Origin of the sequence: Runella rosea (genome assembly GCF_003325355.1) — a bacterium.
In the GTDB taxonomy this organism is placed as follows: Bacteria; Bacteroidota; Bacteroidia; order Cytophagales; family Spirosomataceae; genus Runella; species Runella rosea.
The window spans coordinates 4,054,459-4,069,252 of sequence record NZ_CP030850.1 but is presented as its reverse complement, the minus strand read 5'-3'; the positions used below and the strand labels follow the sequence as shown (position 1 = coordinate 4,069,252).

The 14,794-nt window shown below is 44.7% G+C and carries 14 protein-coding genes; 8 read left to right on the top strand and 6 right to left on the bottom strand.

Features of this window, described 5'->3' with window-relative positions:
• Positions 1–40: 40 nt before the first annotated feature.
• Both DR864_RS17025 and DR864_RS17020 read right to left on the bottom strand, forming a co-directional pair.
• Positions 41–394, bottom strand: a complete 354-nt coding sequence (locus DR864_RS17025) for a hypothetical protein (protein ID WP_114068112.1) — start codon at positions 392–394, stop codon at positions 41–43.
• Positions 395–451: 57 nt separating this feature from the next.
• On the bottom strand, positions 452–1,324 hold the full coding sequence (locus tag DR864_RS17020; RefSeq protein WP_114068111.1) for a glycosyltransferase family protein: 873 nt from the start codon (positions 1,322–1,324) through the stop codon (positions 452–454).
• Between the two features lie 213 nt (positions 1,325–1,537).
• On the opposite strand from DR864_RS17020, the gene DR864_RS17015 reads away from it, so the two are divergent.
• The 6 genes from DR864_RS17015 (at position 1,538) to DR864_RS16990 (ending at position 6,816) form a co-directional block, all read left to right on the top strand.
• Positions 1,538–2,890 carry a TolC family protein gene (locus DR864_RS17015; protein WP_114068110.1) on the top strand — a complete coding sequence of 451 codons (1,353 nt, stop codon included), beginning with the start codon at positions 1,538–1,540 and terminating at the stop codon, positions 2,888–2,890.
• Positions 2,891–2,910: 20 nt separating this feature from the next.
• A complete protein-coding gene (locus DR864_RS17010; RefSeq protein ID WP_229599409.1) occupies positions 2,911–4,038 on the top strand; it encodes an efflux RND transporter periplasmic adaptor subunit in 1,128 nt (375 codons plus the stop codon).
• A 12-nt stretch (positions 4,039–4,050) separates the two neighbouring features.
• On the top strand, positions 4,051–4,479 hold the full coding sequence (locus DR864_RS17005) for a hypothetical protein (RefSeq protein ID WP_114068108.1): 429 nt from the start codon (positions 4,051–4,053) through the stop codon (positions 4,477–4,479).
• 6 nt (positions 4,480–4,485) lie between these two features.
• Entirely contained in the window at positions 4,486–5,742 is a 1,257-nt protein-coding gene (locus tag DR864_RS17000; protein WP_114068107.1) for an ABC transporter permease, read from the top strand.
• Between the two features lie 41 nt (positions 5,743–5,783).
• Positions 5,784–6,470, top strand: coding sequence for an ABC transporter ATP-binding protein (locus tag DR864_RS16995; protein ID WP_114068106.1), 687 nt, complete (start codon positions 5,784–5,786; stop codon positions 6,468–6,470).
• An 82-nt stretch (positions 6,471–6,552) separates the two neighbouring features.
• Complete coding sequence (locus tag DR864_RS16990; protein WP_114068105.1) at positions 6,553–6,816, top strand: hypothetical protein; 264 nt, start codon at positions 6,553–6,555, stop codon at positions 6,814–6,816.
• An 11-nt stretch (positions 6,817–6,827) separates the two neighbouring features.
• Here the strand turns inward: DR864_RS16990 and DR864_RS16985 are convergent, their stop codons facing one another.
• The 3 genes from DR864_RS16985 to DR864_RS16975 all read right to left on the bottom strand — a co-directional run bounded on the left by DR864_RS16985 (position 6,828) and on the right by DR864_RS16975 (position 9,442).
• On the bottom strand, positions 6,828–7,475 hold the full coding sequence (locus DR864_RS16985) for a DUF6000 family protein (protein WP_114068104.1): 648 nt from the start codon (positions 7,473–7,475) through the stop codon (positions 6,828–6,830).
• Positions 7,476–7,553: 78 nt separating this feature from the next.
• A complete protein-coding gene (locus DR864_RS16980; protein ID WP_114068103.1) occupies positions 7,554–8,726 on the bottom strand; it encodes a glutathionylspermidine synthase family protein in 1,173 nt (390 codons plus the stop codon).
• Between the two features lie 89 nt (positions 8,727–8,815).
• Positions 8,816–9,442, bottom strand: a complete 627-nt coding sequence (locus DR864_RS16975; protein WP_114068102.1) for a Cj0371 family chemotaxis-regulating polar lipoprotein — start codon at positions 9,440–9,442, stop codon at positions 8,816–8,818.
• Positions 9,443–9,859: 417 nt separating this feature from the next.
• Between DR864_RS16975 and mdh the strand changes: the two genes are divergently transcribed.
• A complete protein-coding gene (gene mdh / locus DR864_RS16970; protein WP_114068101.1) occupies positions 9,860–10,789 on the top strand; it encodes a malate dehydrogenase in 930 nt (309 codons plus the stop codon).
• Positions 10,790–10,899: 110 nt separating this feature from the next.
• Positions 10,900–12,918: a plastocyanin/azurin family copper-binding protein gene (locus DR864_RS16965; protein ID WP_114068100.1), complete on the top strand. Its 2,019-nt coding sequence runs from the start codon at positions 10,900–10,902 to the stop codon at positions 12,916–12,918.
• 104 nt (positions 12,919–13,022) lie between these two features.
• Here the strand turns inward: DR864_RS16965 and DR864_RS16960 are convergent, their stop codons facing one another.
• Positions 13,023–14,603: a hypothetical protein gene (locus DR864_RS16960; protein ID WP_114070332.1), complete on the bottom strand. Its 1,581-nt coding sequence runs from the start codon at positions 14,601–14,603 to the stop codon at positions 13,023–13,025.
• Positions 14,604–14,794: the final 191 nt, after the last annotated feature.

The window sequence follows — 14,794 nt, the reverse complement described above, 5'->3', positions numbered from 1 at the left end:
TCGGATGAAATGAATTGAATTCAGCGAAAAAAGGGCATAGTTATCCCTGTACTGACAATTTGGGTGGCTGCCAAATTGAAGCAAAAAGGCTTGGTTTATAAGAAGATTGATTGCTGAAAACAAGCGTTTGTGCTGAGCAAATCAGCGGTATTATTTGAAGTTCGAAATGAGGCGTAGGAACCGTAAAACCGCCATTACAGGTACATTGGCAAAAAGGTGAACAAACGTGATGGTGGTCATTGTCATTCTCGTCATGGTCGTTTTCGTCGTCGTGTGATGCGTGGTGAGAAATCGTTTCTCTATCAGTAATCATACGCAAATCGTGGTGATGTGTGCAGGGCATGCACGACAAAATCACCAGATAGCTTGCCCAAAAGAGTGAAAACCATTTCATGAGGCAAGTTTAAATAAAAAACGGGTGCAACAGGGTTTCAAGTTAAAAATCATTGTATTACACCACTTTATAATTCTTGTATTCACCAATGTACCAGCCCGTCAGTTTAGCTACCCAAAGTTTCAGTCGGTATTTTAGGCTCAGGTTTTTATGAGAAATATCGTGGCTGAACTGCCAGTTTTGTCGCTTCAACCGCGCTTGCATTATGTGAGGATGCGAACCCGTAAATTTGGCCAGAGAATCAATTTGTGAATAATCAAAACCCTCAGCGGAGACCTTAATGTGCTTTTCGGGGTCGCCTTGGTGCCAATATTTATGAATATGAAGGTGTTTTTGCTGCATTACGCGTGGGTCTTTGACCCAGCCGTAGTGGTAAACACTCGCTTCGATGGACTTGACGTGCAGCTTTTGGTTGTCGTTTTTTCGAAACCCTTGCGCGTCGCGGTATGAATAGATGTTTTTGTTGTTTTTGACAATGCGTATTTCGTGGCGGTACCACTGGGGCGAGTCGCCCACGTAATCGTATGAACCATAAAAGTGGATGTACTTAAACAAAAGACCGTCAACGCTGTCGTCATCTTTCCAGCGTTGCATGGCGGTTTTGATGGCTGGAAGGTCTTTTTCGTGAATAACTTCGTCGCCCTGAATGTAAAATGCCCAGTCTGATTTTTCGGAAATTGCCTGAAAAGCCTTGTCGGTTTCTTTGGCGTAGACTGTTCCACCTTCCCGCAATGACTCATCCCAGACGGTTTCGATGATTCGAATTTTGACGGGGTCTATTTTTTGAATCAGTTGAAGGGTTTCATCTTCACTTTTTCCGACGGCCACCACAAACTCATCACAAATGGGTAAAATAGAGGTAATTGCCTCCACAATCGGGAAGTCAAATTTGACGGCGTTGCGAATAAAAGTAAAGCCTGTGACGTGCATTTTGTTTCGGTTGTCTGTTGACCTTTGGCCAAAAAAATCGGAGGATTATTGACGAAAAACCCTGAAGGTATGTGGTGCACAAAGGTAAGGGCTTTCTTCCGTTTTATGGCGCTTTTTGTCCGTTTCAAAAACCTTGACTTTGATATTGGTCATAGGTTATGTTGTTTTGAATCGTAATCATTGCCATAATATTAGGAACCTAGTTCATACAGCATGATGAAAAAGACAGCGTTAATTTATATTCTCATTCTCTCGTTTTCTCATCCGATTTTTAGCCAAACCGTTATTAAGGATGTAAATGAAGCGATAGAACTCGCCCGAAAAAATAATCTAGACCTCCAGATTTCGCGACAAACTGCTCAGTTACAGCAGTGGAATGTGACGGCGGCCAAAGGCACTCGTCTGCCGCAATTAAAATTTACGACGGCCTTTGATTATAATTTCGTCTTGCCCACGCAGTTGATTCCCGCGCAGTTTTTCGGGGGTAGAGAAGGCGATTTTCGCAGTATTCAATTTGGGGTTCCGTTCAACCTCACGGCGGGATTGGAAGGAAATGTTCCCCTTTGGAATGCGGGCTTAAAACAGGAGGTAGAGATTGCCAAAGCCAACCAAAATATCGGTATTTTACAAACCCTAGTCTTGCAAGACGATCTCAGTACGCAAGTCGCACGGCTGTATTTTGCGACGGTATTTACCCAACAATACATTATCATTACCCAACAAAATCTTGCAAATACCGACAGCATTGCCCACATCGTTGCTGAGCGAAAAGAAAAAGGCCTGATTGACCAACTCGAATACAATCGTGTGCGCTCGACGCGTTTGGCCATCGAAGACGTACTTCACCAAAATGAAATGGCCTACCAAAAGAATCTAAATCAGTTGAGGTTGGTTGTGGGAGATTCAACCGTAATCACCTCGTCCTCCAACTCCTTCTTCTTGTTTAAGGAGAAGGGGAACGCTGCTTGGCGAGAACTCCCTTCTCCTAAAATTAGGAGAAGGGCAGGGGATGAGGTGGCGGTTCCCCGTCTTCAGCTCCGGGCGGCGCAGTTTTCGTTGGCCAGAGAGCAGGTTAAAAAAGAGCAGAAACTCCGATTACCAACGCTTTCGGCCTACGCCCGTTATTCTGAACAGGCGCAACGTAACCAATTAAATTCCCTGAATTTCAATGAAAAATGGTTTGGAATCGGCGTAGCGGGGTTGCGTTTTGAAGCGCCGATTTACAGCGGACGGATTCGGGAAAGCGGCATTGCTCGCGCTCGGGTCAACGCTGAAATTGCCCAATTGCAACTTGACAACGAAAAACGCAAATATAATTCCGAAACGCAGGATTTGCTCATTACTTACAATCAATCGCTTAATTCGCTCAAAATCAATCAGGAAGCGTATCAACTGAATGAGGAGAATATGAAATTGGTGCTCATTAAGTATAAAGGCGGTATTCTGAGTTATGACCAATACCTCAATGTCTTTAATGAAGTGCTCAACGCCCAGAACAAGTACCTCCGCACGCTAGCAGATGTGATGATTAATGGTAAACTGTTGGAAATCAGAAGTTCATATTGATGATTAGATTTGAAAAGAAAATGATAAAATTATCTTTTTATCCTCCTGAAAGGACCTGTGAAACGACCGCCGTAATGTTGGCGACAGCTCTTTTTATTGCCTCGTGCAACTCTAAAACCGAAACCGCCTCGCCAACCTATAAAGACCTTACCGAAGCAGTGTATGCTTCGGGGAATGTGTTTCCAAAAAATGAGTACAAAGTCGTAGCCAATGCCGATGGGTATTTGCAGCAACAGTCGGTCGAAGAAGGAGATGTGGTGAAAGGGAATCAATTGTTATTTACGCTAGAAAGCCTCTCGCAGGATGCCCGCGCCGAGGCAGCAGCCAATATTTACCGACAGGCCGAAGCCAATTATTCTGATAGCTCACCGATTTTGGCCGAATTGGAAGTCGCTTTGCGCAGCGCTCGCACAAAACTTGAAAATGATTCGGTTAACTACTTTCGTTACAAAGCATTATACGACCAAAATGCAACCGCTAAAGCCGACCTCGAACGTGTAGAACTGGCCTATCGTACCTCCAAAAATGAGGTGTCGGCCCGCCAAAAAGCATTGGCGCGGACCAAAAGTCAATTGTATGTAGATTTACAAAATACACGTTCCAATTTTCGGGTAAATGCCCGCGAAGGAGATAATTATCGGATTCGGAGCATCGAGTCTGCGCGGGTGTATGAAGTGTATAAAAAAGTGGGGGAATTGGTTCGTAAAGGCGAAGCCATTGCCCTGTTGGGAAATCCAAATGAAGTGTATTTGCAGTTGGCGGTGGATGAAACAGATTTTTCCAAACTCAAAGAAGGGCAGGAAGTGTTGATTAAAATGGATGCCTACGGCGACAAAGTGTTTAAAGCCAAAGTCACCAAGATTTATCCCAAACTCAACAAGGTAGACCAGTCGTTTAGGGTCGATGCCGATTTTGTGGGCGAAAGCCCCTCGGCCTATTACGGCCTGACGGTCGAAGCCAACATCGTTATTTCCAAAAATCCTAAAGCATTGACCATCCCTAAGGCCTATTTGGTGGGGAAAGACAGCGTGTGGGTTGAAGAAGACAAAGAAAAGAAAAAGATAAAAATCCAAAAAGGGGCCGAAAACTTTGAACTGGTAGAAGTAAAAGGGGGACTGACGGAGAAAAGTGTGTTGGTGAAAGAGTAACAATGAATCCAAATGCCTGACTACAATCAAATCTTCGACGGAGCACAACCAATCACCAAACGTGAGTTTGAGGATTGGCATCGGCAAACAGTGCTCGAAATGATTCTCGAAAAACCGAATTTGTCCGTAGGATGGGCTGCTAAAGTGCTGAATTATTTTTTAAAAACTACGGTCAACGTAGCGGGTTTTGGACGTCCCGATTTGATAAAATGGATTCATCCTTTGGTAGATAAGGGTTTGTGGGAGGGCATCGAAGATGCTTACAAAGGCCGCCGTGATATTTTGGAAAAGACCCATTATCGGCAAAAAGTGAAAGACATTGTGACCTACAATGATTACCAAACCATCATCGAAGGCATGGAAATTATCGCCCAAGAGCGGGGGTATTTGCTGATTGAAGTAGAAGAGTTTTGGAAAGAAAGATGCAATGAAAAATTTTAGAAAACTATGAACCTCAGTCTCTCCTTCCAAATCGCTAAAACCCACCTTTTAGCCAAAAAACGCCAAACCTTGGTAGCCATGTTGGGCGTCACGTTTGGGATAGCGATGTTTATTGTCATGATTAGCTTCATGCAGGGCGTTAACCAATTTCTGGAAGACTCAGCACTGGATGCCAGTCCACACGTACGGATTTACAACGATGTCAACACCCAGCGGCCTAGCATCCTTGATGCGGTTGAAAATGGGGGCGACCAAGTGAACATTGTTTATCACCAAAAACCCAAACAACAACTCGCCCGTATCAAAAACGGATTGCAAATGGTCAGCATGATTGAGCAAATGCCAGGAGTTTTGGGCGTTTCGCCAGAGGTAAGTTCGCAGGCATTTTTCAACAATGGCCCTATTCAGATTTCGGGCGTAATTGCCGGGATTGATTACCCGCGCGAAAACCGATTGTATAACCTAGACAGTCGGATAAAAACGGGCAGTTTTAAGGCACTTTTGGCCAATCCCAACGGCATTGTGGTAGGAGCTACATTGGCTCGAAAGCTCAATGTAAAAGTGGGGGATAAAGTAAGCGTGACGACACCCCTTGGCGGCAACATCACCTTGCGCGTGGTCGGTACATTTGGGTTTGGTATCGGTACGGTCGACAATATTCGTTGTTACACGAGCATTAGTACGGTTCAGGAGATACTCGGAAAAGATGCGAGTTATATCACCGACATTCACATCAAAATGAACGACCCGTTGCAGGCCATTGCTTTTGGGAAAAATCTCAGTAAACAATTCAACACCTACACCGAAGATTGGTCTACGGCCAATCAGGCCATTTTGGCGGGAGAGAAAATCCGTAACGTCATGACGTTTGTGGTCTCCATGACATTGCTGGTGGTAGCGGGATTTGGGATTTATAATATTATGAACATGAACGTCATCAACAAACTCAAAGACATTGCCATTCTGAAAGCGACGGGGTTTGGCGGCAAAGATGTGGTGGCGGTATTTCTGTTGCAAGCCATTATCATTGGCTTGGCGGGAGGATTGTTGGGGTTGGTTATTGGATTTGGTATCAGCTATTTATTGTCGATCACACCTTTTGATACTGGTGATATGATTAGCTTAAAGACCTTTCCCGTGATTTTTCGTGTCGAATATTACGTGATGGGATTGGCTTTTGGCTTAATTACTACCGTTTTAGCGGGGTATTTTCCTTCCAAAAAAGCCTCTAAAATTGATCCAGTAGCGATATTGAGAGGGTAATTATTTTTTCCGTGTCTGCGAAGCAGCAAACAACAATAACCATGAGCAATACGGTTCTTCAAGCCAGCCATATCAACAAATACTTCTATGAGCCTGAAAAGTTTCAGGTGTTGGATAATGTCAACTTTGAAGTGAAAAAAGGGGAGTTTTTGTCAATCATCGGTAAATCTGGTTGCGGGAAATCTACTTTACTGTATATCCTTTCGACCATGGACACCGACTACGAAGGTAATCTGGAAATGAACGGCAGTCGCCTCACGGGCCTTAGCCAAGACCGACTCGCCGACTTTCGCAATGAGCATCTGGGGTTTGTGTTTCAGTTTCACTTTTTGTTGGCGGAGTTTACGGTATTACAGAATGTGATGTTGCCAGCGCAAAAACTGGGAAAATACAGCACCAAAGAGATTGAAGCCCGCGCCTACGAAAAGCTGAAACTGGTCAATATGGAAGACTACGCCCGCAAACAATCTTCCAAACTGTCGGGCGGACAGCAGCAGCGTGTAGCCATTGCCCGCGCGCTCATCAACGACCCCACCATCATCATGGGCGACGAGCCGACGGGTAACCTCGACAAAGCCAATTCAAATCTGGTTTTTGATATTTTCCGTAAAATCTCCCACGAAAACCACCAAACCATCATCACCGTTACCCACGACCCCGACTTCGCCAAAGGCGGCGATAGAATCATTGAAATGTCGGATGGGAAGATTGTGAGCGGGGGGAGGTAGCGATTTACGATAATTTCTTAATTTTCAAGCAAATCCAGAATAGAGCCAATAAAATGAATTAACTGCTTAAACGGGATTAAAAATGCTCAATAAATACGCCAGGGTTTGGGAATTCGTCAATCGTTTAACCGACGACCCCACTTTTTCCACTTTTTTTACGCTTTATCTGATGGCTGACACTGAAGCTGAAAAAGATGTGTTAACCCAAAAGTTATGGCTGGAGATTGCTACGTTTCCCCCCGTAGAACAATCCCTGCTTCGAGCGGAGTTCACTCGCTGCTTTTTGAAATTACCTTCATTGGTGTCGCAACTATTGGTCAAAATTACGCCCGCGGTAGCCGCCTGATTCTCTTTCTTTCAGCAATTATGTGATTTGACTTTTTCAATAACGGATAGCCATTCTTCTAACTTTTCCGTTTTAATTTCTTTTTCCCAATCTGGCTTGTTGATAATAAATTGAGACCAGTTATTCAGATGGTTTTCAAAATAACAAGTTTGATTTAAGGAGTCCAAGTATAAAATCGCCTCCATTGCTTCTCTTTGATTAAACCATAAATTCGGCTTAGTTAGGTAATACTCTAAATATAAGTTCAGGTAATCAACGCATTTTGTAGTATTAAAAGATGCGAGAACATAGCAATAGATTCTTCCTGCAAAACATACTTCGCTCTTTAGTAAATGAATACCTATAATGTCAATGAATTGATTTTTATTGGTAATAGCCGAAAAAAAGGCGCCTGTTTGTCGTGTCCTCCAATTGAAATCTCCTAGTGTTTTTAGGATAATGTCGTCATTAATCTCACATTTTATAGCTAGTAATTTATTAACCCAACTACTCTCAGTTTTTCTGATGTTTGTATAAAATGGGATTACCCATCTATCAACGAATTCCTGATTCAATTCAAATTCATTATTGAATGAATTTAGCTCATTAAAAGGAGACGTATGGCGAACTACCGCACCAGCTACATGTAGTTTTAGTTGTTCTAATTCTTTGCTGTCCATAAGTCTGTTTAGTTGCTTCTAAGTGATTGAGTATTGTTTTTTATCTTAATGACTGAATAAAACATTCCCCACTCACTTTCACTCCACTAAATGCCCCACAAACTGGGCGGTATTGTCAATGATTTTTCCGCCACGACGATAGCCCAGACCGCAGGCGTCGCCTGCCCAAAACACACCGGCTTGATAGCGTTGACCGAGGGCGTCGCGCGGGAACTCTACGTATTCCTGATAGATTTTTTCATAATCTCCGTAGTCGCCCTCGGCGGCCGTGATGACCGTGCCGTTGGTTTCCAGAATGCGTACGTTGGCACCTTCGCGGCCAAAGAGAACCTTTTCTACGCTTACTTTATTGGGAAGCGGCTGGGCCGTAGTAGGCAACAAAAGCGGGTGGTTGGGGTACAGATCCCACAACAATTTTAGGATATATTTTGATTGAAACAGCAGCGTATACGCAGGGTTGATAATGACCGCTTTGCCGTTTTTAACGATTTTTGTTAATAATTCCGCTAATTCAGGCTCGTCGTAGCCGATGTATTCCCAGGGCACGAGCTTAAACCAAAAGTCAAATTGCTCAAATTTTCCGTTTTTGGGGTTTTGCTTGAAAATCCCTTCGGTGGCCGTAAATTCCACTTCATCCATGTAGCTGAATTCAACGTCGAATCCCGCTTCGCGGGCCGCCTCGCCGAGTACCGCCACGTTGGTGTCGTCTTCGGGGGCATCGCGCATAGTTGAGAACAGCAGCGTGGGCGTGAGGTGCATATTGCGGCGGCGAAGCTCGGCAAACTGCTCTTTCAAGGCCTCATACACATTGTTGAACTGCTTGCTTTCATCCATGTGATTGGCCTTTAGGTGCGCCCACTGAACTACAGCCGTTTCGGGAATGCAGGTAGCGGTGTCGGCGTTGAACTCAATGAGTTTGATGGGTTCTCTGCTTACGCCTCCCGCCAAGTCAAAACGCCCATAGATATGCCAATGACGGTCGTCTTCCCACGTCAGTTTTATCAATTCAATAAGACTTTCAGGAATACCCATTTCTTTCCATAGATTGCGGTCAATGGCGTGTTGGGCGGCCTCTGCATAAATTTCATACAGTTCATTGGCGGCATTGTAATAAGCGTCTGCTTCGTAGGTTTTCACCGTGACTGCCTCGTTGGTGAGGTAAGGTAATGTGTCCGCCCCGAGCATCCAATCCCAGCCTACATTGCGCAGTTGGACTTCGGGACTGTTATTCAAATATCTTGTGTTGATCATTTTTTTATCAATTATGGGTTCACACAGAGCCGCAAAGGCGCAGTGTTTTTGCGTCTCGGCACCTTGTGCTTCTTTGTGTGAATAAAAAATTAACTGCCAGAACTGCGGCTGCGGCTGAAAAATCCACTTCGGCTGCTGCTGGGCCGTGAAGCAAAGCTTTTGCGGTGGCTGTGGTAACTTTCGTGAATACCAGCCGAACGCTGATAAACGGAAGAGTTGGCATAAGCGCCTGAGCTATATTGCCGTTCGCGCCCTTCGTTATAGAATTGAGAATTGTTGTTGCGTCCCAACATATACCCCATACCACCCCACAATAAGGCATTGGATAACGAACTGCTGTGATGATGATGCGAATGGTAGTGATTGGGATTGTTGTAATAATCGCGGGTGGTCGAGTCGGTTTTGACCAGTCGTTGCGCTTCGGCCACGGTGAGCGTGTCGCGTCGCCCGTCAAAATAACGGACTATGGCGCCCGCTTCTTTATCACTACTCACGGCCACTTCGTCCGTAATTTTATACTCACCGGGTTTCATTTCAGTGATGTACGTTTTTACAGGACGTCCTTTAAAAGGGGCTTCCTGTTGCTTTTGGTCGTCGTCGGAACTGCCGCAGCTTTGTAGCATCATTCCGCCGTTCAATAACGCCACCGTCAGGGCAGCGCCGATTGTAATGTCTTTGACAGTCTTGACGACTGCCCCTTGACGTTTAGGTGTCATGTGTGTAAAGGTTGTTTGATAATCAACGATAAAGTTAGTGTTTCATGGCTGAAAAAGGTAACGTAAAGATAAGGTATTGATTTAAAGGCCACCAACGAAATCGGATGAACAGTCGTTTTTGAGAAAGCCGCTCTTGTAAACCTTGGATGAACGGTAAATAGCTAGTGACGTGTGTCGCGCCCGACGGTTCTCAACAGTCAGACGCTACGCACAGGCATCTTTCGACGGGTACGGGAAGTGTATGCCGAATCATCATTGGCCGAAAAAAGGATGTCTGCTATATAACCTGCTAACTACGGCTTCACTATATGTTTTTAGCATTAAAAATGCCTTTAAGAGTAGCTTTAAAAGGTTTTCGCCCTATATTTACGGCCGGTTTTAAAAAAACGTTAATTCACCAATAAATTCATAATCCCAATGAAAATTACCGTAGTAGGAGCAGGGGCAGTAGGCGCAACCTGCGCTGACAACATCGCTCGCCGTCAGTTGGCTCAGGAAGTAGTATTGCTCGACATCAAAGAAGGCTTGTCGGAAGGAAAAGCCCTTGATATGTTTCAAACCGCTACTTTGAACGGATTCGATACCAAAATCACTGGTTCGACCAACGACTATGAAAAAACCAAAGGTTCGGAAGTAGTAGTAATCACTTCAGGAATTCCGCGCAAGCCCGGCATGACGCGCGAAGAACTCATTGGAATCAACGCGGGTATCGTAAAGGGAGTGGCCGAAAATATTCTGAAATATTCGCCTAAAGCGATCATCATCATCGTTTCCAACCCAATGGATACCATGACGTATCTAGCATTTAAAGAATTGGGATTGCCTAAAAAACGCATCATCGGAATGGGTGGTATTTTGGACAGCGCACGTTTCAAAACCTACTTATCAATGGCGATGAACGTATCTCCTAATGACCTTCACGGAATGGTAATCGGCGGTCACGGTGACACCACCATGATCCCTTTGACCCGTTTGGCTACCTACAACGGTATTCCAGTAAGCCGTTTCTTATCCGAAGAAAAACTACAGCAAGTAGCAGCCGACACCATGGTGGGGGGTGCTACCCTGACTAAATTGATTGGTACTTCAGCTTGGTACGCCCCAGGTGCGGCGGTAGCTACGTTGGTAGAAAGTATCGTTCGTGACCAAAAGCGCATTTTCCCTTGTTCAGTATATCTTAATGGTGAATATGGCCAAAAAGACATTTGTCTAGGTGTTCCAGTAGTAATCGGTGCTGGCGGTTGGGAAAAAATCATTAGCCTACGTTTGAGCGAAGCTGAAAAAGCAACGTTTGCCAAATCGGCCGATGCCGTTCGTACGATGAACAACGTACTTTCAACGATGTAATTGACGTTAAATTCTTAAAAAGAAAAGCGGGGCGCCTTGTGTACCTCGCTTTTCTTTTGGGTAAAAGCAGGGCTAAGTGGTCTTTATCAGTTAAAATAAGGTTGCTGTTCATGAAAAAAATCGTTTTATATTCATTCATTCTGTCGTTTGCTTCGGTACTCGTGGGTCAGGCGCAAAACCGTCCCATGACGGAAGAAGATTATTATCGAATTGTCACGCTTCCCATTCCCGAAAACGTCCAATTGGAAGTTGGAGGATTGTCAGTATTGCCCGATGGGCGCTTGGCTGCCTCTACCCGTCGCGGAGAAGTCTGGATGATTAACAATCCATACCTTAAAGGGTCTGGACAACCTACTTACAAGCGTTTTGCGCACGGTTTACACGAGCCATTGGGCCTCCTGTACCGTCCAGATGGTTCCTTTTTGCTTTCGCAGCGGGGAGAAATTACGCATTTGGTGGATTCAGATGGAGACGGGGTTGCCGATGTCTATGAGTCATTTTACAAATGGCCGTTGTCGGGCAATTACCACGAATATTCGTATGGTCCAGTATTGGCCCCCAACGGTGATTTGCTGGTTACGCTCAATTTGGACTGGATTGGGCACGGAGCGAGTTTGGCAAAATGGCGCGGCTGGTTGTTGAAATTTGACGACAAAGCCAACATGAAACCCATTGCTACAGGCTTACGCTCGCCAGCGGGCTACATTGCTCTGCAAAATGGCGATATGTTTTATACCGAAAACCAAGGCGACTGGGTGGGGTCTGGCCGCATGACGCACTTAGAAACAGGAGATTTTGCGGGTAATCCCGAAGGACTTGTTTGGAGTCAGGACCCTGAATCACCCGTAAAATTGACCATGAAAGACATCCCTGACACAGGCGAGCCTTTATATGATGTTGCCAAACGGGTGCCTGGACTGAAAGCTCCTGCGGTTTGGTTTCCGCACACGCTGATGGGAATTTCAACGTCAGATATTAAAGAAGATATGACAAAAGGGGCCTTTGGGCCTTTTGAAGGGCAATTGTTTGTAGGAGACCAAGGCCACAGTAAAATCATGCGAGTAATGCTTGAGAAAGTAAAAGGCCGTTGGCAGGGGATCTGTTTTCCTTTTCGGGAAGGATTTCAGTCGGGGATTTTAAGGATGGTTTGGGGATTGGATGGTTCGATGTTTGTAGGGCAAACCAGCCGTGGTTGGTCGGCTACTGGCAAAGATCCGTTTGGTATCCAACGGTTGGTGTGGACTGGGCAAATGCCTTTTGAAATGAAAAAAGTTATCTCGAAGCCTGATGGTTTTGAAGTGGAATTTACGTTGCCGGTTGATAAAAAAACGGCGCAGGATCCAGCGTCGTACCAGTTCAATTCGTTTACCTACAAGTATCACCACAACTACGGAAGCCCCATCATCAATGCTTCTGAGCGCGTAATACGCCACATTGCTGTGTCGGACAATGGCCTGAAAGCCAGAATTGTGTTGGACAGCTTGAAACTAGGCTATATCCACGAAATCAAAGCCGAAGGAATTCGGTCGGCGGCGGGTTTGCCTTTGTTACATAACGTAGGTTACTATACACTGAATGAAATTGCGGAAGGTGAAAAAATTCCCGCGTCTCAATGGACGGTAAGTGTATCAAAGCCAGCCGATAATTCCATGACAGCCCACAGCGGGCATACCATGCCTGCCGCGACCAGCGCTGTGCCAAAAGGGCCAAGTACGGCAAAAAGAAACGTTGAACAACCCGCAGACTGGACAAATGGTCCTGATCAAGTAATAACCCTTGGTACAGTGCCTGGATTAAAGTTTGACATAACTCAGGTACAGGTAAAAGCGGGAAGCCGGATAAAATGGGTATTCAACAACAATGATGATATGCTTCACAATTGCGTCATTGTAAAACCTGGAACGGCTAATCCAATCGGCGAAGCCGCCATTAAGTTAGGTTTGAAAGGGTCTGATTTACAGTACGTTCCTAAGTCAGCAAACGTGTTGTTTCATACCAATATTTTGCAGCCCGAAACAAGTGAAGCCATTTATTTTACTGCTCCCAACGAACCTGGCGACTACACTTTTCTGTGTACGTTTCCTGGACACCATACCTTGATGCAAGGCAAGTTGAAAGTGACCAAATAAAAAATAGGATGCTTGCCAGTGGATTTTACTACTTGACAATTGAGCAACAAAAAACGACCGCCAAGCTTTCTTGGCGGTCGTTTTTTGTTAGAAGGTTAGTACACTTATTGACGGGCGCGATTCTGTGATTCCAACGGTGTAAAATCCTTGAATGCGCGGCCAATGGCCTTATCGGTGGCTTCTTTTTTGTTTTCCCAACCAGCATCCAAATCGAGCGTTACTAGCCCTTTGATGGAAAGTGCTGCTTTAAATTCATCCCGTTTTTTGGCATAATCTGGCTGACGGCGCGCTGCTTTGAGGGCATATTCACGGGCAAAAACGTCGCCTTTATTTTGAATCTCAATTTTCTTTTCCAACACATAATTGTATCGGTCCAACAAATCGCGTAGCGGTTTTCCAATGACTTCGGCCGCTTCTAAGGCGCCGATGGTGACAATCGTTGTACCACCCACGGCCGATACAATGGATTTAGTTTGTGGCGTTTTTATGATGGCTGGAGAAAGACCCGTCGTTGCGCCCAAGCCTGCATTGACCATCGATCGGTTCTTTTTCCCTTTTTTAGCTTTTAAGTACGATCTTTTGAGTTCTTGCTCTTTCTCGCTTAGTTGCGTAACGAGATTCCAAGCTTCTACCAACGATACCCGATACATTTCATAGAGCTGACGATCTTTTTCGGCTTCATTGACGGCATTGAGAATCGTAAATCTGATTTTGCGTTCATCGCGATTTTGCTCTTTGTCAATCACGAAAAAAGTGATGTGGAAGGATAAAGAATCGTAGGGGTCTTTAACGAAATCATAATTAGGCGTCCAAATAAATTCGTATTGATTGGGCGTATTTCGTACCAGCGTACTTGCTGGGACTTCTGGATTGTCGGTCACTAAGTCAAACGTGGCAATATCATCATCGCCGTTGGGGTCAGACAGGAAAAACTTAAGATTGACAGTCGCGTTTTCTTTGGACTTAAAATATTCTCCTTTAGGAATCTGAATAATGCTCGGTGGCAAATCCATTTGCGTTGCCTCAATTTTAAGACGTCCTTTGGCCCGCGCTTTGGCAGGCTGGTCTTCCACAAAAAAATCAATAAAAATCGGGTTTGATTTCAGGTTATTAAACTGCGTCAGTGAAGGTTGCCACGTAAGTTCTCCTGCCGAACTAAGCTTAGCGCCTTCGGGCAAGGTCTCTGTGACGGGGATGATGACTAAAGGGTCGATGTCATCGTCTTTGAGCGCATTAGCGTCTATTTTATAAACATTCTGCGTACGGTTTTGTACGTAAAAAGGCTTTAAATCTTCGACCCGTGGTGGGCGATTGACGTGAAATACCTTCAGTTCTACTGAACGAGTAGTGGTTTCGTTTTGATTGTTTCGTGCCTCAAAAATGACCTGAATGTTTTTTTGCGTATTGGTGCGGTCGGCCAAGTCGTAGGATGGAACCCACGCAAAACGGCCCGTTGAATCAAAGGACATTCCTTCAATCAACCCTTGCATGATGACAAAAGTCACCGAGTCGCCTTTGCCTCCTGATGTTTTTAATGTAAATTCTAAACGACTTCCTTCCGACACCCAATTCCAATTGGGCTCGGTAGGAATTTCGATTTGGAAACTGGAACGATTGTCCTGCGCTCGGAGTAATGTATGGGAGAAAAGAAACAGCAGGACAAGGAAATGAACCGAATATTTCATAATAACAGCTAAATTCTCATCTGATTTAATAAAACGTAAAATTACGGCTTTGATTTTACGTCTCATTAAAAAATTGCTTTATTTCTACACTAATCTACTTAAAAGATTGAAAATGATGACGTTTAATTGTATAATTTTAAGAATCTTTTAAAATCATTCATTCTTCGTTTGCATCGTACTCTAAATACTCG